The sequence below is a fragment of the Mycoplasma feriruminatoris genome (assembly GCF_000327395.2).
Classification (GTDB): domain Bacteria; phylum Bacillota_I; class Bacilli_A; order Mycoplasmatales; family Mycoplasmataceae; genus Mycoplasma; species Mycoplasma feriruminatoris.
On record NZ_CP091032.1, the window covers coordinates 561,826 to 585,276 of the forward strand.

General features: G+C 21.4%; 14 protein-coding genes. All 14 read right to left on the minus strand.

All coding sequences use genetic code 4. The features are described from left to right. Positions 1 to 8: 8 nt before the first annotated feature. The 14 genes from D500_RS02450 to D500_RS02515 all read right to left on the minus strand — a co-directional run bounded on the left by D500_RS02450 (position 9) and on the right by D500_RS02515 (position 23,374). Positions 9 to 4,151 (minus strand): protein translocase SecDF, variant type, encoded by a 4,143-nt coding sequence (locus tag D500_RS02450; protein ID WP_008363944.1) that lies wholly within the window; start codon positions 4,149 to 4,151, stop codon positions 9 to 11. 120 nt (positions 4,152 to 4,271) lie between these two features. Next, a complete protein-coding gene (locus D500_RS02455; protein WP_008363943.1) occupies positions 4,272 to 5,777 on the minus strand; it encodes a YitT family ABC transporter in 1,506 nt (501 codons plus the stop codon). A gap of 47 nt (positions 5,778 to 5,824) precedes the next feature. Further along, the gene (locus tag D500_RS02460; RefSeq protein ID WP_008363942.1) at positions 5,825 to 7,189 is read right to left on the minus strand and encodes a DEAD/DEAH box helicase; all 1,365 of its coding nucleotides are present in this window, start codon (positions 7,187 to 7,189) and stop codon (positions 5,825 to 5,827) included. Between the two features lie 9 nt (positions 7,190 to 7,198). Beyond that, the gene (locus D500_RS02465; protein ID WP_008363941.1) at positions 7,199 to 7,975 is read right to left on the minus strand and encodes a Nif3-like dinuclear metal center hexameric protein; all 777 of its coding nucleotides are present in this window, start codon (positions 7,973 to 7,975) and stop codon (positions 7,199 to 7,201) included. Further along, positions 7,962 to 8,639 (minus strand): tRNA (adenine(22)-N(1))-methyltransferase, encoded by a 678-nt coding sequence (locus tag D500_RS02470; protein WP_008363940.1) that lies wholly within the window; start codon positions 8,637 to 8,639, stop codon positions 7,962 to 7,964. Before D500_RS02470 ends, D500_RS02465 begins: the two co-directional genes overlap by 14 nt. Next, entirely contained in the window at positions 8,639 to 10,162 is a 1,524-nt protein-coding gene (locus D500_RS02475) for a sigma-70 family RNA polymerase sigma factor (protein WP_008363939.1), read from the minus strand. The genes D500_RS02470 and D500_RS02475 overlap by 1 nt, the downstream gene beginning before the upstream one ends. 2 nt (positions 10,163 to 10,164) lie before the next feature. Further along, entirely contained in the window at positions 10,165 to 12,009 is a 1,845-nt protein-coding gene (gene dnaG / locus D500_RS02480; protein ID WP_008363938.1) for a DNA primase, read from the minus strand. A 34-nt stretch (positions 12,010 to 12,043) separates the two neighbouring features. Further along, positions 12,044 to 13,414, minus strand: a complete 1,371-nt coding sequence (locus D500_RS02485) for a glycine--tRNA ligase (RefSeq protein WP_008363937.1) — start codon at positions 13,412 to 13,414, stop codon at positions 12,044 to 12,046. Positions 13,415 to 13,476: 62 nt separating this feature from the next. Then, positions 13,477 to 14,226 carry a DNA repair protein RecO gene (gene recO / locus D500_RS02490; protein WP_008363934.1) on the minus strand — a complete coding sequence of 250 codons (750 nt, stop codon included), beginning with the start codon at positions 14,224 to 14,226 and terminating at the stop codon, positions 13,477 to 13,479. Next, positions 14,226 to 15,131 carry a GTPase Era gene (gene era / locus D500_RS02495; RefSeq protein ID WP_008363932.1) on the minus strand — a complete coding sequence of 302 codons (906 nt, stop codon included), beginning with the start codon at positions 15,129 to 15,131 and terminating at the stop codon, positions 14,226 to 14,228. The genes recO and era overlap by 1 nt, the downstream gene beginning before the upstream one ends. 3 nt (positions 15,132 to 15,134) lie before the next feature. Next, positions 15,135 to 15,629, minus strand: a complete 495-nt coding sequence (gene ybeY / locus D500_RS02500) for an rRNA maturation RNase YbeY (RefSeq protein WP_008363929.1) — start codon at positions 15,627 to 15,629, stop codon at positions 15,135 to 15,137. A gap of 4 nt (positions 15,630 to 15,633) precedes the next feature. Continuing rightward, positions 15,634 to 17,418, minus strand: a complete 1,785-nt coding sequence (locus D500_RS02505; RefSeq protein WP_008363927.1) for a cysteine peptidase family C39 domain-containing protein — start codon at positions 17,416 to 17,418, stop codon at positions 15,634 to 15,636. A gap of 97 nt (positions 17,419 to 17,515) precedes the next feature. Beyond that, complete coding sequence (locus D500_RS02510) at positions 17,516 to 18,064, minus strand: DJ-1 family glyoxalase III (protein ID WP_008363925.1); 549 nt, start codon at positions 18,062 to 18,064, stop codon at positions 17,516 to 17,518. 48 nt (positions 18,065 to 18,112) lie between these two features. Next, the gene (locus D500_RS02515) at positions 18,113 to 23,374 is read right to left on the minus strand and encodes an ABC transporter permease (protein WP_008363922.1); all 5,262 of its coding nucleotides are present in this window, start codon (positions 23,372 to 23,374) and stop codon (positions 18,113 to 18,115) included. Positions 23,375 to 23,451: the final 77 nt, after the last annotated feature.

The window sequence follows — 23,451 nt, forward strand, 5'->3', positions numbered from 1 at the left end:
CTGCCTTTCTAGTCATTAATTCCATTAATGATTTGTTCTTCTTGATTCATTTTAAAGTTTTGAACATAGTATCTATATCCTAAAACATGTATCATACGTTTTTTTTCTAATCAAATTCAAATTGGTATTGCAATAATTAGTGAAACTAAACTTGCTATTAAAATACCAATAATAATAGTTAATCCCATACCAGCAATACTATACAATCCAAATGCAAGAATTAATGCGTATGCTATATAAATTATTGTTACTAAAAAGCTTCTAGTCATCCCAAATTTAAACACATTAATAAATGTTTCTTTTAAAAACGTGTTATTATTTGCAATTAAATCAATTTCAATTTTAGTATGTTTTTTATGATGTTTTAAGATTTTTTTATTATCTTTAATTTCTAATTTGAAATCTTTATATAACTGATTGTGTTTTTTATTAAAACGTAATTTTAGATTTTGTTTTAATTTGAAAACTATTTTAGATAATCAAGATTTAATATTATTTTGTTCTAATTCTTGTTTAATTATATTTTTCTTTTTATTTTTATATTCAACTTTTAGATTATAGATTTTTTCATGTACTTGATGTTTTGTAGCTTTTTTATTTGAATAGGCAAGTATTTCTTTTTCAAACATTTCCATAAATGTTTTATTATCTTTAGATTTAATAATAGATTTACCTTTTCCTAAGAATAAAACACAAGTAATAATAGTAAAGCTTAGTACTGCTAAAATTGCACTTAAAATTTCAATTCCAACTGGTACTCTAAATATAATCACTAATGAACTTACTAGAACTATTGTTAGAATTAGTGTTAAAGCTAAAGCAACAAAATAAGTTCATTTAAATCTAATTAAAATATAAACTAATAAAGCTAATAAAGTAATTCCAAATATAATTGCTATATTTTTAATTTCACCATAAGCAGTATAAGGTGTATTTACTAAGTTAATAATACCACTAGCTGAAGTATTATCATCATGATCATATCTTATAGCTAAATCAGGATTTTGTAAGTTAGTTAAAACAAAGAATTTATCAAAAATATTAATAATTCTATTATCTTGAGCATTAATGATTCTAAATCCAACATAAGCTAATTGTTTATGATCAAGGTTTTGATTATTAGTATCAACAAAGTCATAACCATAATCAACATCAACACTAGCTCTAAAGTACTTACTATAAGAAACTGGATTTTTTCATAAACTTACATAGTTTTTATTAACAATTTCTTTAAAAACTTGACCAACAACATAACTCGCTCATTGGTTTTTATCACTAGGTTTAGTTAAATTAGAATAATCTTTATTTAATTTAGATTTCATATAAGCATCTTGACTAGATTTAACTTTTTCAAGATACTCACCCATATTAACAATATCTCTACCTCTTTTTGTAGATTTATCATATTGTTTATAGTTTCTAATTGCTTCATCTAAATTTTCATAAATATCATTAACTTTTTGACCATAAGCAATTACAGAATAACTTTTTCCAAAACTTGAGTTATAATTTGGACCAATTGTAACTCCAATAATAGCTCCTAGTAAACTACAAATTATAAAAATAATTGTAAAGATTTTATTAATTTTAAAGATTCTTCTTTGTTTATTTTTATTTTCTAAAGTTTCTAAAATTTCACTAGAAGTATTTGAATCAATTCTTGCTAATAAGAATTCTTGTTTTATTAAACTGTTTTTAATTGATGATTTAACAAATGATTTTTTATTAGCTTTTTGTTGTTTTTTAGTTTCAAGTTTTAATAAAAGTTTATCTAATAGTTCTTTAGATTTATTCTTTTTAGATAACTTAGCTTTTTTATTATTAATAATTTTTTCTTGTTTATTTAAATATGATTCATATTTATTTTCAAGTTTTATTAAACGTTTGTTTACTAGTTCTAAATTCTTTTGATCTTTTTTAAGTTGTTTTGCTTTTTTAGCACTAATAATTTGTTCTTGTTTATTTAAATAGAAATCATATTTATCTTTAAATTTCTTTAATTTAATTAGATCTTTTGCTGTTAACTTAGTTTTAGTGTTTAAGTTTTCAATTCTTGATGAATAATAACTTAACATCAAATCATTAGTTCAAGTTGATTCAGAATTTTTAATAGTATTTAAAGGTAATAATCAAGCATATTTTGTAAATAACTTAGCTTTTAAAACTATTCAAGTTAATAAACGTAAACCTAAAATTACAAATAAAATAACAATTAAAATATTAATAACACTAATTGTAGCTAGATTTTTTAAAGCTCCAGATCCAAAGATAAACAGTAAAACATTAGGAATTAAAATAATAAATGATGTATCTAATAAAATAGTTAAAGTATCTTTATTACTTATCTTAAATGATGATTCTGGTGAAAGTTTTTCTTTATAAATATGAGTTTTTAGATTTTCAAAATAAATAATACTTGCATCTAATATTAAACCAATACCAACAAACATTATCATAAAGATTTCAGGACCAATTGCCATATTAAAGATAATTGGTACTAACATTGTCAAGCAAGCAGAAATTGCAGCTAATATAATTGCAAATAATCCTAATAATCTATATGCAAATAACATAAACACTAGAACTGCTATTGCTAGAATTACTAAAAATCCTAAAGTAATAACTAACATTATATTAGTAATATCAGCATTAAATTCTTTAATAGATAAAACTTTAAAAGTATATCCTAATGAAGTTTGTAAAATATCTGATTCTACTTGTTTTGCCATTGTATTACTTCATACAGGAATATAAAGTTTAGTAGCATGAGTTTTTCTATCAGTAACAATAGATGGATTTGTTGTAACTATTCTAATATTGTCAGGTGATATTTGATTATTATGTAATAAAACATTATTTCTAAATAGATTTTGATCTAAATTTTTATTAACAACATGATTACTATCAGTAGTGTCTTTTTTAAATAGAATTTCAGTCATTAATATTTTTATTAATGAGTTTGAAACTTTATCAATATAATCTAATTCTGTATCTTGACTAGTTGAATCAGTGCTTATTTTTAACTTATTAAAGTATTTTCCAACATTACCTTTTTCATCTTTAATGAAGTCTTTTTCACTAGCATTAGAATCATAAATATATTTATTTGCTGAGTTTGTAAATCTAAAAACATGCTTATCGTTTTTTGAACTTAAATTATTAGTTCCAAATAAAATATATTTTAGATCATTAACATTATCAATTTTTCCTTTTGTATTACTATTTCATCATTTAGTAATATCACTATCTACTAAACTATTTCTTTCAATAGTAAAACTTCCATCTTGAGACGGAGCATTATATTCAACAGCAAAAAGATCTTTTAATGTTTTGATAGCTACTTGTTCACTTGAATGACTACTAATATAATCTTGAATAGGTTTAATTATATGATTAAAGTAAGTATTTAGATATTGTTCAACAACTTGGTTATTTGATGAGTTTGCTTTTTTATAATAAGTTCTTAAATTTTCAATAACATGACCAACAGAAGTGATCATAGTTAAAGTATTATTCTCTTTATTTTTTTTAGGATCAATTAAATTTTTTAAATATTCATTTTTTAAACTAAAACTAACAAATGGTGAGTTTTTATTTGAAAAGTTAGCAGGTTGTAATGATTCAGCTTTAGCTTCTCCTAAAAATTCTTCTAAAGTAAGTTTTTTAGCAACTCTTTTATCATTATTTGAAGTATCATAAACTTTTTCAAAACCTAAAAGTTTCATTAAAGTTTCATTAAAGAAAATATCTTGGTAGTTTTTATCTAAAATAAATAAACCACCAGTTCTTTCAATGGCATTTTTAAAATCATCTTGATTGTTTGAATAAGCTTTTTTTGAAGCTTTAATAAATACTCTAGAAAGTCCGGCTTGTTGAGTTTCAATAGTATTATCTGAAAATGGAGATAGTTTTTTTTCTAATGATTCAGCACCTTTAAAAGCATCCCCATTAGGAATGTCTTCTTCTTGGTTTTTGGTTTTATCATAAACACCAACTAAAGCTTGATAACCACCAACAAATTTAGCTCCATATGAAACATTATTAGCTATTTTATAACTAGAAAAACCAATTCCAGTTAATAAAACTAAAATAAGGATTAGCATAATAATAAAACGTAGAACTTTTTTAAAGCTAGCTAATCTATTTTTCATTATCTACTTCTCCTTTTTTAAAATATTAAAAAATTATTAATTTATAACTTATATTGTAAAAAATAAACTCGATAAAATAATTATAACACTTTAAGATTTTATACCTAAAACTAAAATATTTTAGTTTTTAGTTTTTAATTTTTTATCATTAGTGATTTTTTGTTTAGTTAGCATAATTGCTTCTTTTTCAATTTTAGCCATCATTCTTCTATCAGTTATTACTTTTTTATATAATGATAATTCTCTTTTTTGAGTATCTAAAGAATAACTTCAAGGTCCTTTAACTTGTTTTGTTCTAATAAATGAAATCATCATATCAGGATCAATATTATTAGCTCCAGCTTGTAAAGGTTTTCAATCCATTAATCCAATATGAATCATAATTACACTTTGAGCTATATATCCATTTTCTTTTTTAACAGTTTGATTTTCTAAAAAATGAATATTGTTTCTATATCCTGCATCAAATAAGTAATTTTTTAATTCTTTTGGTTTTGTTGTTGAAATTAAAACTGTAAATAATCTATTTTTTGGATAAACTCTATCAATTACAACACCTTGAATAATAAAACAAATAAATGATGCAAATAAACTTGGACCAAAAACAAATTTTAATTTAATAATAGTTATTAAATTACCATAATCAGTAAATTTTGAATTTGAAGCTATAATTTGAGCAATTTGATCTCTTGTTCAAATTGTATTATCTGTAACATTTCAATTAGTTGGTAAATAAAAATGATGATGTGAATTTAATTCAGTAATAAATTGTTTTGAATTAATTGCTTTATTATAAATTTCAGTAAATTGTTCATTTGATAGTGTACTTAAAACACTTAGTTTTTCAGTTGCATCAATTTTATTAATTGGCATAATTACAGTATTTAAAATTACAAAAACTACTAATAAAATAAAATTAATTTTCATATTAATTGAACCAATTTGTTTACTGTATTTTTTTGATACATAAGCACTAATAAAATCAGTTCCAGCAGTTGATGAACCCACTCTATAAGTTAATGAATAAGTTAAACCTAAAAAAAATCCACCAAAAATTGAAAACACAAATAATCATAATTTAGATGATCATTCACTTGGAAGTGAAGAAATTATTTTATAGTTAATAATTAATGATCATTCACTTGGATTAATTACTGGAAGTCTTGTAATGATTTGGTTTCATCCAATACTTAATAAAATATATAATAACGATGTTAAAGTAAATTTCGTACCAACTTTTATAAACCCAAAAATAAAAAACGGTAAATTAACAACAAATAAAAAGATAAAAAATGATGAAGATGAAGATAAACCAATAACTTCTTTATTTAAAACAATACTTAAAAATCTAGCAATTGTAGCTGTTCCACCAGGAAATAATCCAGTATCTCCAGTTGCTAAAATAAAATAATCAGTTGTAATTGTATTTGCTAAAGCAGCCATAGCTACAATAAAAATATCTCATCAAAAACTACTTTTAAAATAAGTTCGATGTTCAACTTTCTTTTTATGTTTATTAAAAATTTTTATATAACTTTTTTCATAAGTTGGATGTTGTTTTATCTCATTAATTTCTTTAATAGTTAAAGGTGGTGCTTTTTTAGGTTTAATTATTGGTATTTGCATGTTTTATTCCTTATAGAATATATTATTACATAAATTTATTATATAAATTAGTTATCAAATAGTTCTGATCGTCTTTTTTGATATTTTGCTTTTTTAATTTTTTCAATATTTTCTTTAATATGTTTTCTTCTAATTTTTTGCTTGATTTTATCTAGTTCTTGTTTTCTTTTTTTCTTATAACCAGGTTTAACTTTTTTGTTTTTATATTTACTTATTATTTGTTTTGATTCATTATCTAATTCTTTAAAAGGTTTAACTTTTTTAAAACTTGGTTTAATATCAACTAATTGATTATCTACAAGTTTTTTAGTTTCAAATTCAATCCCTTTTTTAATTAGTTCTTCAATTTGAGTTTTATTTTTTAAATTATAAATTACATAACTATAACCAGTTGAATTATTTCTACCAGTTCTTCCAGATCTATGAATATAATAAGTTAAATCATTTGGTAAATTAATTGAAATTACATGACTTACACCTTTAATATCAACACCTCGACTAGCAACATCTGTAGCTACTAAATATTTAAATTCATGATTTTGAATTTTTTTTAGCATTGATAATCTTAATCTTGGTTGTAAATTACCGTGTAATTCAGCAACTTGTTTAATATTATTTTTATGTAAAATCTCAACAATATTACTAATTTCATCTTTTTGATTAACAAAAATAATACATAAAAAAGGATTAATAGAATTAATAATTTGACTTAAACTTTGTTCTAGTTCTTTATTTTTAGTATCAATTAAAACATGTTTAACATTAGTTGTTGAAATTTTATTATTACTATCATCTATAAAATGAGCATTTTTAATATATTTTTTACAAAAAATAGTTAATTGTTGAGAAATAGTTGCACTAAATATTCCAATTGTTGTCTTTTGATTAATTTTTGAAATTAAATAATCTACATCTTCAATAAATCCTAATTCAAAAATCATATCACATTCATCAATAATTAAATAATTAGTAGTTGTTAGTCTTAATTTATTTAAATCATATAATTCTTTTAATCTAGTTGGAGTTCCAATAACAATATGTGGTTGTTTTTTATCTAATTGTTCAATATTCTTACTAATATCTTCTCCACCAATAAATAAATTACAACTAATTAAATCATTATTTTTTAAAAATAATTTAGTATTTTGATAAATTTGTAAAGCTAATTCTCTAGTTGGACTAATAATTACAGCTTGAACATAATTTTGATCATTATTTAGATCTAAATTATTTAAAATAGGTAATAAAAAACTATGAGTTTTACCAGTTCCAGTATGTGCTAAAGCAATTACGTTTTGGTGTTTTTTTAATAAAGGAATTACTTTTTTTTGAATTGAAGTTGGAGCTATAAATTCAATTTGTTCTAAAGTATCATTAATATACTTTTTAAATCCAAAATCAGTAAATTTCATTTTTATCACCTATTTTTCTATGAATTGATTTTTAATATCATAACTAATTATTTTTAAATCTTTAAATTGAGTTTCTAGTTTATTTTTAAGATCATTTATAAAATGATTTTCAGCATAATGACCAATTTCAATTAAATTAACGTTATTAGAATTTGCATAAATTCATTGATCTCATTTAACTTCACCAGTAACAAATACACAATCAGTTAAGAAATTTTCAACCATACTACTAGCTCCAGATCCACTAGTTAAATAAAAACTTTTAATATTTGTTTTTAAATTAATTTGTTTATTTAATCTAATATGATCTAAATTAAAAATTTCTTTTAAATTATTCACTAAATCATTAATTGTTATTTTTTTATCTAAATAAAAGATATTTGATTCTTTATCTTTTCCAAATTTTTTAAACAAAGTTATGTTTAGTTTTGTTTTTAAAATATCTACTAAATTTTGATTAATACTAGAATCATAATTAGTATGAATTGAAAAAACTAAAATTTTATGTTTATTTAGTTTTTTAATCATTTGTTTTTTAACTGGGTTTTTCTTTTCTATTTTTAGTTCATTAAAAATAAAAGGATGTCTTGTAATAATTAATTCAATTTTATTATTAATTGCAAAATCTAAACATTCATTAGTTAAATCTAGACAAATTAAAACATTAGATATATTAATATTTTCTAGTTTTTTATATTCAAACTGATATCCTACATGATCTCAAATACTTGCTTTTTTAGGATTAAATAATTTATTTAAATAAGTTGTAATATTATCTAATAACATTGATGTACTCTCTAATTTTATTGATTTGATTATTAATTTGTAAATATCTAGGATTATTTTTATCAATTTGATTTAAAATTCTAGTTAAATTATTAATTTCATCTTCTAAATAATCAATATATAAACTATTTTTATAAAAAAACTGTTTTTCTCCAAACTCTAATTCTAGTTCATTTAACTTATTAGATTTTTTATTTTTATTAATTTCAATTAACCAATAATAACGATTATCTTCAAAAATAAACATTTCTTTTTTAATTAAATAATTATTTTTAATTGCTCACAATCTTAAATTTTTAATTGAAGTATTTGAACAAATTAGATAGTTTTTAATTTTTTTATGATCATTTTTTAAAATTTCTAAAATAGTTTGACTACCTAACCCACAAATAGTTACATAATCAATATCTAAAATTTCTTTGTTTTTAACAAATTCTAAACCATCTGATAAAATGGTAAAAATTTGGTTTTCTAGGCCAAATTTTTTTACATTATTATTAGCTATTTTTAAAGGTTTTTGATTAATATCACAAGCATAAACTAATTTAGCTTTATTGTTTTTAATTAAATAAATTGGTAAATAAGCGTGATCAGTTCCAATATCAGCTATTGTTGTTGTGTTATTAATTAAGTTTGCAACTTGAGTTAATCTAAAAGATAACATTAATATCCTTTATAAAATTCTTTTAATGTTTTTCCAGATTTATTATTTGGTGATGGTTGTTTTAATTTTCTAATAGTTTTAGCTTCAATTTGTCTGATTCTTTCTCTAGTAACATTTAATTCTTTACCAACTTCTTCTAAAGTTCTAGCTGAATCATATTTTGCTAAGTTATTATTAATAATTTCGTTATTAAATTTTCTAACTTTTTCAATTGGAGTATCTAAATGAATATCTAATTGTTCAATTGCTTGTTTTAGTTCTCTAGCATTTGCATCATTGCATTCTTGAGCAAGTCTTAATAAAGTTCTTAGTCTAGTTGGAACAATTCCATATCTCATTCTAATTACTTTTTCTTCTCTTGGTGGCATATCTTCAAATACTTTATCCATAACTTCTTTTAGAATTTCTTTTTCAGTATATTCATTTGGAGATACCATGTCTTTATCTTCAACAAAATCTCCAAAATGAGTATCATCTTCATCACCAAAAGGTTTTTCTAAACTTACTGGTTCAATTGAAAGTTTTTTAATTTCAATAACTTTATCTCCAGTAATTCCTTCACCAACTCTATTAGCAACTTCATCAGCATTAGGTTCTCTTCCTAATTCTTGAGTTAATTGACGTTCAACTCTTGCTAATTTATTAATTGTTTCAACCATATGAACTGGAATTCTTATAGTTCTTGCTTGATCAGCTATTGCTCTTGTGATTGCTTGACGAATTCATCAAGTAGCATAAGTTGAAAATTTAAATCCTTTTTCATATTCAAATTTATCAACTGCTTTCATTAAACCAATATTTCCTTCTTCAATTAAATCAGCAAAATCTAATCCACGGTTTAAATGTTTTCTAGCTACTGAAATAACTAATTTTAAGTTTGATTCAATTAGTTTATTTCTTCCTTCTCTTACATCTTCAGGATCATCACTAACAGCCATTTTTGCATACATTATTTCTTGATCTTTTGTTAAAATAGGAGCTTGTCCAATTTTATAAAAATAAGTCTTAATAATGTCTTGTATTTTAGTTTCATTACTAATACCACCAACACGGTATTTCATATGACTTGAAGATTTTGCAGATTTTCTTCCTTTTAAAGCAGCATTTTTTGCAAGTTTAAATTCATCTAAATCATCACTATTTTCATCATCAAAATCATCTAAATCATTTGAAGTACTATCTAATTCAAAATCTAGATCATCTAAATCTTCTAGATTTTCTAATTCTTCTAGTTCTTCTAAATTAACATCTTCGATTTCTTCTTCTTGTTCTTCAATTTCATCTTCTTCTTGAATTTCATCATCAAATAAATCTGAAAAAACTACTCCTTTTTGTTGTAAAACATCTAGTAATTTTTCTGACTCATTATCTGATGCATTTGGAAAAATATTAGCAAAAACTTCTAATACATCTTCAGATGAAATTTCATTATTATTTTTCTTTGCAAATGAAACTGTATAGTCTAAAAAATCATTAAATGAAGCAATCTTTTTTAACTCAGTTTTGTTATTAAATTTAGCCATAATTACCTCTTTTTCTTTTTATTTTTCAGAGTATCAATTCCATTTCAAATTTGAACTCTTTCTGTTTTGTTTTTACTTTCAACAAGCATCTTTTTTAAATTCAAGATTTCTGCATTTTTATGATAAAGATCTAATTTATTAAAAGCATCATCAATTTCAGATTCTCTAATTTTTATTTTTGTCATTAAAGAATTATTAATGATTTGTTCTTGTTTTTCATTAAAGCCTGTAAGATTATACTCTTTAAGTAAGTCAAATGCTTTATTAATATCATTTCCTTGATAAATTTTTTTCTTATATAGATTAATTAGATTAATTGTTGCATGTTTAATATCAGCATGAATCATTTTTTCAACGTTTGCTTGAATTTTATCTATAAATTGATCACTTATTAAAAGCGAAACAAAAATTCTTTGCTCGGCATTAATGTATTCTTTTTTTATAAAATCAGTAGATTTTTTTATATTAGTTTGTTTATTATTTTGATTAATTTGGTTATTTTGATTAGTAGTTTTAAAAACTTTGACTGTTTGATTATTATTTGAATTATTTATTCTTAATTGTTTTTTTAATTCAATTAAATTATTTTTAATAGTTTGTTCTGAAATGTTAGTTAGACTAGTAAGTTTATTTATTGTGTTTTCAATTAAAATATCATTATTAAGATCAACTATAAAATTTAAAACTTTTTTAATAAAGTGTTCAATTTGATTAGGATCATTAGCATCAACTTTATTTCATAATTTTTCAATTAAATAATTAATTGGGTGAATAGGTTTGTCAATAATTTGTTTTAAGTATTCTGGTTGATTATTAACTAGTTCATCAGGATCGTATTTAGTTTGATTATCAATTACTAAAACATTAATTTTTTCTTTTAATAATTGGTGAGTAATTTTAATGTTTGCTTGTATTCCTGGATCATCTCCATCTAAAAATAACAACACATCTAAATTATTTTTTTTAAACAAATTAATATGATAATTAGACAAACTAGTTCCCATTAAAGCAATTGTATTATTAATATCAATTCTACTTAAACTAATAACATCCATAAAGCCCTCTAAAACTATAATTTTTTTTAGAGTTCTACTTATTTTTAAAGCACTAGATATATTATAAGCTAAATGTGATTTTTTAAATACCTTATTTTCTTTAGTATTTAAATATTTTGGATCATTATCTTTTGTAAAACTTCTACCACTAAAACCAATTACTCGGTTATTTTCATCTTTAATAGGAAAAATAATTCTATTTGAAAAATAATCTTTTGTATAAGTATCTGTAATAATTCCTAAATTTGCTTTTTCTATATCTAAACTACTATAACTTTTATCTAATAGTTTTTGAACTAAATTAGTTTTATCACTAGAAAAACCAATTTCAAACTTTTTAATTTCTTCAATATCAATATTTCTTGATTTTAAATATTTTAAAGCTTCTTGTCCTAGATTAGAAAAAAGTGTAGTTTTAAATATGTCATTAGCTTGTGAATTTAATTCAAAAATCATTTCTGATTCTTTATCTTTTATGGGTTGACTAAAATCTTTTAATTCTTCTAAATCTATATTAGATTTTTCACAAACTGTTTTTAAGGCTGTTAAAAAATCAACATGTTCATATTCTTTAACAAAATTAATAACATTTCCAGAAGCTTTACAACTAAAACATGTATAAATCTTTTTTTCAGGTGAAACTGTTAAAGAAGGATTTGAATCATTATGAAAAGGACAAACAGCTAAATAATTTCTTCCTTTTTTAATTAAGTGCAAATATGAAGAAATAATATCAACAATACTTGCTTTTGAAATAACTTCATTAATTTTTTCATTTGAGATATATACCATGCAAACACCTCATTAATCTTTAAATTAAAATTGATTAATTAAATTGCGAGTTTAAAAAGTCTTTTAATTGAGAAATTAAAATTCTTTCTTGTTTCATTGTATCTCTATATCTAATAGTTACTTTTTGATCTTCTAAAGTTTGAAAATCATAAGTTATAACAAATGGAGTACCAATTGCATCTTGTCTTCTATAACGTTTTCCAATGTTTCCTGTTTCATCATAAACAGCATCAAAATCTTGTAATAAGTCTAAAAATAGTTGATTAGCATTTTGATTTAATTGTTTTGATAATGGAGTAACTGCTATTTGGTATGGAGCTAAATTGTAAGGTAATTTTAAAACTATTCTTGAATTATTTTCTTCTAATTGTTCTTCAGTATAAGCTTGTCAAAAAATAGCTAGCATTAATCTTTCTACTCCAACACTTGGTTCAATAACATTAGCTAGAACTTTTTGATTATTTTCTTCTTTTAAAATGGTTAAATCTTGTTTACTTAAATCTTGATGTACTTTTAAATCAAAATCAGAACGATGACTAATTCCTCATAATTCTCCTCAACCAAAAGGAAAATTAAATTCAATATCACTTGTTTTTAAAGCATAATGTGCTAATTCATCTTTTTGATTTTCTCTAATTTTGTAATTAGATTTGTCAAGATTAATTTTTTGAGTTAAAAATATTTGTATTTGATCTAATCAATATTTAAATCAATCAGTTGTATCAGTTGGATCAAAAAAGAATTCTAATTCCATTTGTTCAAATTCTCTAGTTCTAAAAATAAAGTTACCAGGTGTAATTTCATTTCTAAAAGATTTTCCAATTTGACCAATTCCAAATGGAAGTTTTTTTCTCATACTTCTTTGAACATTTTTAAAATTAATAAAAATACCTTGAGCAGTTTCAGGTCTTAAATAAACAGTTGAAGAATCATCTTCTAAAACACCCTGATTAGTTTTAAACATTAAAGCAAATTTTCTAATTTGAGTAAAGTCTTTTTTTTGGCATTTTTTACATACGATATTATTTTTGTTTATGTAATCTTCTAATTGTTCATTAGTCATTACACCAGTATTAATTGAAGAATCAAATTCTTCAATTAACTTATCAGCTCTTCATCTACTTTTACAATTCTTACAATCAATTAATGGATCATTAAAACCATCAACATGACCTGAAGCCTTTCAAACTTTAGAATTTAAAATAATTGAACTATCTAGTCCTACATTTAATGGATTTTTTTTAACAAAAAAATCTCATCAAACTTTTTTTAATTTATTTTTAACTTCACAACCTAATGGACCATAGTCTCAACTATTTGCTAAACCTCCATAAATTTCTGATCCTTGAAAAACAAACCCCTGACTTTTCAAGTGATTAACCATTTGTTCTATTGATTTAGACATATTTTTCTCCTAAAAGTAAGTAACTAAATAATTATAACATTTTTATAAATGTTATGTTAAAACTATTTAAATCAAATTAGAGTAGATAATAAGTACATACTAGTTGTAAAAATTCCTACTTGATCTTTATAAAAATTCAAAATAAAACTTGTCAAAATGTTTAAATTATTAGAACTAATTTCTTGATTTAAATTAGTTATAAAATCGTTATTAAATATAGAGTTTATAAAGTTTATCAACTGATTATCAATTAATAAACAATCATCAAAATAACAAAACTTACAACTTGAACAATAATTAGTAAAACTAATACTAGTAATTAGATTTATTTTAGAATTACAAAATCCACATTTTGATAAATCTATTTGATTTCCAATTATTTTTAAAAAATAAAACATAAACAAAACACAAACTTTAAGTCCAAATTCAGGTTTGTTATTAATTATAGAAATACTTAATTTTAATGTTTTATATAGATTATAATTTTTTATTTGATCATCTAAACTAAGTATTAAAGAAGTTATTATATTAGCATAAACATATAAATTAAAATCAGTTGCTATATGATTAAAACTATTAATTAGTTCAGATCTTTTTAACTTAGATAAATTATATTTATTTTTTGATTTAAAGATTTCAAAATTTGAATATGATAAGTAATTAATACCATATCTATTTTTACTTTTTATTCTATTAACACCTAAACAAACTAAACTTATTTTTCCATACAAATTAGAATAAATCGTAATAATTTTGTCATAATCTTGAAAATCAAAACTATTTAAAACAATTCCTTTTAAGGTTTTTTCCATTAATATTGGTCCTTGTTATAACCCATTTTTTTAATTAAACTAGGTGAGTTTCTTCAATTTTCTTGAACTTTAACAAATAATTCTAAATTAACTTGTTTTTTAAATAAATCTTGAATTTGTTTTTTTGATTTATATCTAATATCTGAAATTTTTACTCCATTTTTTCCTATGATTATTGCTTTTTGAGATTGTCTTTCAACAATAATAGCAGCACTTATATTAATTTGATCTTTTGTTTGTTCTAATTGCTCAACTAAAACAGCAACACTATGAGGAACTTCTTGACCAGTTTTTAATAAAATATTTTCTCTAATGATTTCTTTTATCATAAAACGATCAGATTGATCAGTTAAAATATCATCATCATAAAATTGATAATCATTATCAGATAAATTATTAACTATTAATTCTAATAACTTATCAATATTTAAATTAGTTAATGAACTTGTAATAATAATTTCATCAAATTGATTTTGATAATTAGATCATTCACTTGCTTTTAAAATTAGTTGTTCTTTTGAAACACTATCAGCTTTTGTAATAACTAAAATTTTAAAAACATCTAAGTTTTGAATTTGTTTTAATAAAAATAAGTCATTTTTTCCAATAGCTTCATCACTTGGAGCTAAAAATAAAATTACATCAACATCTTTTGTAGATTTTAAAGCACTAGTATTTAAAAACTTATCTAGTTGTTTTTTTGTAGTATGAACACCAGGAGTATCAATAAAAACAATTTGATATTGATCTTTTTTAGTTAAAATTCCTCTAATATTATTTCTTGTAGTTTGTGGTTTATTAGTAACTATTGAAATTTTTTCACCAATTAGTTTATTTAAAAGTGTTGATTTTCCAACATTTGGTCTACCAATAATACTTACAAATCCTGATTTAAATTTATTCATCTTTTAATTGCTTTCTAAATAATCATCTTCATTAAATTTAATTATATATTCTAAATTATTTAGTCTTAATATTTGATCTTGTAATTCAAACATTATTTTTTCATCATTTTCATCTTCATGATCATAACCTAATAAGTGTAAAAAACCATGTACAAATAAAAAACCCATTTCAGCATTTATATCATGATTATATTTAACTGCTTTTCTTTTAGCTTCACTTAAATTAATAAACATATCACCTAATTCTCTAAAACCAATTGCTTTGATTTCTTGAATTGACATTTCAACAGGAAAAGAAGTGACATCAGCAATATAAGAATGATTACGATATGTTTTATTAATTTGTTGAGCTTTTAAATCATCAACAAAAGTAATACTTAATTCTATATCATAATCAAAATTAAAATAATTATAAGCAGATTTTAAAATTTTATTACCAAACTTTTTTCAAAAAGTCATATTAACATCAGTTTTATTAAAATAGTTAATTCTTAGCATTTTTTTAATCCTTACTAATTTGATTATACCTAATATCATTACTTGTTAGTATTAATGAACTATTAGAATAATTAGTAAATAATTCTAAAACTAAACTAATATCTTTTTTATTAATAATTTCAAAATTATCATCAAATAATATGTACTTATAATCTAAATAAAAGATTTGTAATAACTTAATAAATTCTAATTCAAGTTTACTAACTGATTCTATATTAATAACTTTAGCTAAATTGATTTGATATTTATTAATTAGTTCTTTAATTAATTGTTTGTTAAAAATATTTGTATTAGTTTGATTAATAATAATGTTTTGTAAAATAGTTGAGTGCTTAATTTCAAGATTATCTAAATCAATTAAATGTTTGTTTAAACTAAATTTAGAAATATCTTTAATATTTTTTTTATTAATTAAAATTAGAATATGTTCTTTATTATTCTTATTTTTTAAAAAAGTTTTTAGATCATATTCTTTTGATAAATAATTAATTTTTTGATCTAAATTTAAATGCAAATTACTAATTAGATCTTTAATTTCAATACTATTAATTTGATCAATATTTATATAATCTGTAATTAATTTATAATTATTAAACTTAATTAAAAGTTGTTTATATTTATTAAAGTTTAATAAAAAATACACAAGTTTTTTTAAATCATTTGTATGAATTGCTTTAAATAAAATAATAATTAATAACATACTAAATTCAATATAACTAAACTTTAATAAATCTCAACTAAAATAATAAATTACTAATAAACTAATCTTTTCACACACATTAAATAAAATGTTTAAATAATCAATTTGAGTTTTGTTAATATCTTTATTAATAAGTTCTAAGCTAGTTTTTTTATCAAGTAATTTGTTTTTATTAAGTAAATGAGTAATTAAGTTTAAATTTTTATTTTCTATTTTATTTTTATTTATAAAAAAGTTATGAATTAAACTAATTAATAATCAAAAAATATCAAAAATAAATAAGATTATAAAAATGATTTTATTAATATAAAACACAACAAATAAAATTACTAAACTATTAATAACTGCACTAATTGTATTTAACAAAACATGAGTTTGAAAACTACTTATAAAATCAATTTCACTATAACTATTTATAATATCTAGTTTTATGTTATTTTCAACTAAATAATAATAAAAGATTTCTAGTTTTTTTGCTCTAGTTTTTTGATAATACTTATTTAATAAAAATTTCAAAAACTCATTTAAAAAAACATTAATTAAAAAAATAGCTAAAAAGTATAAATATAAAGAATAATTATTATTTTGATTTGTTATAGATAATGAATAAACATATAAAAACCGCATTTCTAAAATCGTTAATAAAATACTAAAAATATTTAAAATAATATAAAACAAATAACCTATATAAAAGTTATCAAATACAGTAAATAGATTATTATAATTAGCTTTAAACTTTTTATAATTTGAATTAAAAACTAAAACATAACCTGTAAATATTTGATAAAAATCTTTGTAAGTAAATTTTTGTTTTTTTGTTTTTAAAGGATCATAAATTATTAAATGATTTTCTTGTTTTTTTACAACTACAAAATGTAATAACCCAAGCTTGTTAACAACTTGAGCTAAATAAATCTTTTTATCAATTTGTTCTAAATCATTTTGAATTTCTAAAGCTTTAGTATTTAAATAATATTTCTGACAAATATTTGAAATATCATAAAAACTTAACATTTGTTCAGAATAATTGATTTCAAGTTTTAATCTATCTAAATCATAGTTTTGATTATAATAATAATTTATTATCATAGCTAAACACGCTATAGAACAATCATTATATTGAGTTTGTTTAATCAGTTTAATAAAAATCACCTCTCATTATAGTATTAGGAGGTGATTTAAAAAATTAACCAAAAATTACTAAACTTTTATAAATTTCTTCTTTTTTTTCTTTTCCAAGTAGATATTCAACAATTGCTAAGCTAAATAACATACTACTTCCAGCACTAGCTCCAGTAATAAAATTACTATCAACTACATAAGGTTGATTTACTACATTTGCTTTTGATAAATTAAAATTACAATTTGGATAATGAGTAATAGTTTTATTATCTAATAATTTAGTTTGACCAATTACTTGAGGAGCAGCACAAATTGATGCAATTAGTTTATTGTTTTTATTAAATTCTAAAATGTTATCAATTAGTGTTTGATTATCAAATAAACTAGTAACACCACTTCCACCAGGTAAAACCATTCCATCATAATAATTAACGTTCAAATCTTTTCATAATTTATCTGCTCTAATTACTATGTTATGTGAACCTTTAACTTCTAATTGATTAATTGTTGAAACCATATCAACTAAAATACCAGCTCTTTTTAAAACATCACAAACTGTAACTGCTTCTATTTCTTCAAAACCAGGATTTAAATATAATGCGATCTTTTTCATAATTCTCCTTTATTTAATTATACAAAAAAGAGTCTTTTTAAAAAGACTCTATTCGTTTGAAACTGTTAATAAGCTAGCTGGCTTTTGAGTTCTGATTTTATTTGATGAAACAATTAATGAACCAATAAATGAAATTGCAACTATTATAAAGCTAACTATTAGTGTTCAAATTGAAAATCCATAAGGTATAGCAAATCCTAAACTTGTAATAATTTGAATAATTAGTGTGATTAAAATTCAAGTTATAGCTGTTGAAAGTGCTCATATGATTAAACTAAATACAATAGCAGTTCCAAAAGCATATTTACTAATTTTATAATTTGAATAACCTAAAGCTTTCATTAAAATCATAAATTGTTGATATTGAGTAACATAAATATCTGAGATTAACATTACTAATAAAGCTGAAGTAGTAATTACAGTAATAATTAATAACATACCAATTGAAATAGCTATAAATGTAATTTGATTAATTAATGTTTTTGATGTAGCTAATAAGTTTTGATATCTAATACTACTTATCATATCATCACTACCAGAAGCACTTGAAGCTCCATTACCATTTAAAATATAAAATCCATTATAAGCATTATCTGGTATAAAACTAATTCCACTAGTTAGATCTAAAGCTTCTTCAATATTTGAATATTTTGAATTATGTCATAAGAATTGAGCTTGATAAAATGGTTTATTAGTACTAAATAATAGATTATTAAACTCTTTAGAATTATTAGTTTTATCTATATAGTTATTAATTTGATTATAGTCATATCGATCAAATCTAGAAACTATATTATTATATTTTTCTCCAGCTTTTATTATGGTTTCTTTATTATAAAAATTATCTTTAATTCCAATTTTTTTACCAATTGAAAGATTTAAAACTAAATTCATTAAACCTTGATCAACTAAAATTAATTGTTGATTGTATGAATCTAAAATTCCAATTGGTTTTGCTGTTATTTTTAGATCTTTATTTTGATATTTAACTTTAGCATCTTTTTGAATAATAACAGCATTTAAACCATTAGTATTGTTTGTTTTTGTAGCTTGATACATTCAATATTCAGGTTTTGCTGTTAGATTACTTAACCCTGATTTATAAACATTTTCAATAGGTAATGTGTATCTTAAATCATATGGTCTTATCATTAAAAACTTTTCATTATTATTTGTAATGTTTCAAGCTTTTAAAACTGATTTTGGAACTTTATTATATTCAATATCTTTTTTATATCATCATTCAGAATCATTTTTTAAAAGATCTTTAGATTTTTTAGAACCAATTTGATGAATGATATGATCTAGATTAATTAAGCTTTGAGGAATATAAAGTAGAATATTTTTATATTCATAATAAGGTCTAATATAAGAACTGATTAAATCATCAAAGTCATTATTATAAGTAAAATCATCAAATAAATAACTATTATTTAATAAATCTCAATCTTTTTTATCATAACTAGAATCATTATCATATTTATCTTGTTCATATAATAGTTTTAAAGTAAATTTATTATTATCTAAATTATATGGATCTAGTCATCTAATATCTTCATTAACAACTGCTTTACTATTTCTACCAGTTCTATTTTTACTAATTAATTGTTTTTGTTGATCTGTTAATGATTTATAATATTTAGAATTAACAAAGTTTAAATCATCATAAATTCAAGCATGTTTTGGAATATTTACATACCCATTTTTAGTATCTATAAAAAACTGTTTAGATGAAGTTGAAATATCTAAAATATTTGTATTGTTATTTAATCTATAAAAAGCATTAGCTTGTTTATTTGGTAAAACTGGAACATTAATTGTATTTGTTTTTGAATCATATAAAACAAATTGATCATTTAATTTAATATCAGTATTTTTCTTTTCTAAAAACACTTCTTGTAATGCTAGTAGTTTTTTATAATCAACAAATAAGTTATTAGCATTTTTTTGATTAATAATAAATGCTGATTGATTATTTGCTATTCCAGTTAAAACTAAATTAGTATTTTTTTGATTAATATTTGCATTAATATCACTAACTGTTGTTAAAGTTTCGTGATTTGGAATGTAGTGTTGAACATTATAACCTATAGAAAATTGTTCTTTTCTTGATGGTTGTTGAATATAAGCACTAACATAAGGTGGAGTTGCTTTTAAAATTGCATCAAAGATTTTAGTTTTTCAATCAGCACTATTACTTTGTGATAAATCATTTACTAAAATTGAAATTGCTGTAGTTCCAGTTTTTGTAAAGTTATTTGTTAGTTCTTTAAAAATTAAATCTTTTTGTTCATCAGTTCATTTAGTAGTTTTATCATTTTCATTAATTAGATTATTTTTTGAATTTAAAATAATTCCTAAAATTTGATCAATCACACCAATTGAAAACTGGTTACCAACAACATTATATAAATTATTACCAAACATTTCAGTAAATAATAAATCTAATCCATTAGTATGGTTTGAACTTGTAGATTGGTCTTTATTTTGAATTAATTCTAATAATGTTCAAGCGATTTTTTTATTAATTAAATCTTGATTTTTATTATTTTTAAATTTTTCTACTTTATATAAATATTTTGGAAATGGATTAACATCATAAGAACTAGAAGCATAAGCAGTTGGATCTTTATAATAAAATAATTCTTCGTTATTTAAATTAGTTGATAATATACTTTCATCTAATTGTTTTTGACCATTTCAATAATTTATAGTTGGTTTTGTTAGTGGTGAATTTGAAACACCTTTTGCATAATTATATTCATTAGCATATTTAATGCTTTTATAATAAGTATTTTTAATAGTAAAAGCAATTGAAGGAATAGCTAAACCAGCTGAAATAAACATAGTTGAAATTCCAACAACAGTTACTAATAAAAAGATGTTTTTCTTACCAGATGAAGCTAAAGTCAAACTAAATTTAGTAGTAAATTTAGCTTTTTTAAATCAAGTTCTTTTTAATCTATTAATAAACTTAGAACTAGATCAATTTTGTTTTACAGCTAATATTTCAGATAATTGCTGTTTAGTAATAATAATTGCAGTTAATAGTGAAACAATAATTCCAAATACTCCAAATATTAATAAACTAATTAGTAATGAAAATGGTTCAATAGTAAATGAATATAAAGGAATACTAAAATAATTTACAAATAACTTAACAAATACTGATTGAGTTGATAAACCAATAATTCAACCTAAAGGAACTGAGGTTAAAATTATTACTAATACATAAGCTAAATAACTAATTGAAATTTGTAAAGGTGAACTTCCTAGTGCTTTTAAAATACCAATTTGTTTTGCGTTAAAATAGATTGTTTTTCTAATACAAATAACTAAAGCAATAATAGCAATTAATGAAACTACTAAAGCTGCTATTAAAGTTGCTGTTTTATAACTATTTATTGCAAGTGGAGCTATTGTTCAATTAAATCTAAAAATTGAATGATCAAAATCTTTAATATTTATTCAACTATAAACTTTATTTTTTTGATCTTTTTGATATTTTATAAAATCATATAATTTAGAAACATCATTTAATTGATAAGCATTAAACATATCAATTGAAGCATTAGCTTGTTTTTTTCTTAAAAAGAATGATAAATATCCTTTTGAAATCCTATTAGTATTTGATTGAGAAGTAGCACCTAAAAGATCTTTTAAAGTAGATCTAGATACATATAAAATTGCACCTAACTGTGATTGAGGAATTGGAAAATCAGGATCAGTTGTTGGGAAAAATGAATAAGTATCAGTAGCAAATCCAACAATTGTTAATAAAGATCCATCAACTATAATTTGTTGACCTAATTTTAAGTTATGACTTCTTGCAAATTGTTCTGAAATTAAAGCTTCACCTTTACTTGGTGATCTTGCTCCTTGATTTTTATTTAAAATAGTTAAATTAGTAGTGTGATCATTATTTAAAACTACTAAACGATATCTAATTTGAGTAACACTATCATAATTAAAAACTTCACTTCTAAAATTAATATCATAACCACTAGCAATAGCAGTATATTTTAAATGTGCTAATCAAATATTGTGAAATAAATCAATATTATCAAATTGATTTTCACCAATTATAAAATCTTTTTTTATAAATTCAGTATCTGATAAAACAGTAATAACATTAGTTAAAGAAGTTCCATTACCATTATAAAATAACAATTTAAACAATGAAGTATCATTAATTATTGGATTAATTGCTTGAACTTTTTTATTATTATCAATAGTTGTTAAAACTAGTTCAGTATTTCCTTTTAAACCTTTTTCTAAAACTAGTTTTTTAATATTATGATCATTATCATTATTTAAAACTAAAACACTATTATCATTTTGATTTACAATAGTTTTATTTGATTCAAATTCAGTTAAATAAGGTTTGTTATTATCACTAATTATTCAATTTTTAGATTTAGTTTCATCAGTATTATCAATTTTATTTCCTGTTAAAAAAACATAAAAATTATTACCTTTTTTATCATTGTTTTGTTCACTAAAATAAGGTAGATAAACACTTCTATAAATATATTGAAATAAAGACATACCACTTATATAAAAATAAGAAAATAGTTCTTTATTTACAATTTGTTCATTAAAAGTTTTTCTAAACTCTTTTGCATTAAAGTTATTTTTTATATTTTCATATTTAACATTATCTAGTACTTTAGCATCATTTAAAAACTCATTTTTATCTTTAAAACTATTTGTTAAATATTTACCAATTATAGTGTTTTTTAAATATGAATAATTAGAATTATTTTTTAAAAATTGGTCATAAGAATGATAAACAAATTTATTAAAATATAAAGCAAGTTGTCATAATCAATTTTGTTGTCAAATCCAATTAACATCATTTCCATTAATTGTAGTAAATAATTCAACAAACTCTTTATTTTCAAATAGTTCAGTAAGTATTGTTTTATTATCAAAATCTTTAGTTAGATTCTTTTTATTTAAAATAAAGTTTAAATATGAAGTATTTTTACTATTAGAGTTTAGATTGTAATAAGAATTAGAATTATTAACTAAATCTAATAAAGGAATTACTGAACGATCTGTTGTTGAGTTATTTCTATCAGTTCTATATGATCTGATTTCATTAGTACTACTATAATCAAATTTATCTACATTATTAACTATATTATTATAAGTTTTATTAATTCTTGAAGTTAAAGTTAGTGAAGTACTTAAAATAAATGATGCTAAAAAAGATAATAAAAGAATAATGATAAATTGAATTTTAAACTTAAATACACCTTTTAATCCTTGTTTTAATAACAATAAAAAGCTAGATATTCTTTTCATATCTTTCTCCATAAAATCAAATCATTTGTCTTTTTAATACTATCATTTTTTTATCTAATCTACATTTTTAAGAGCCT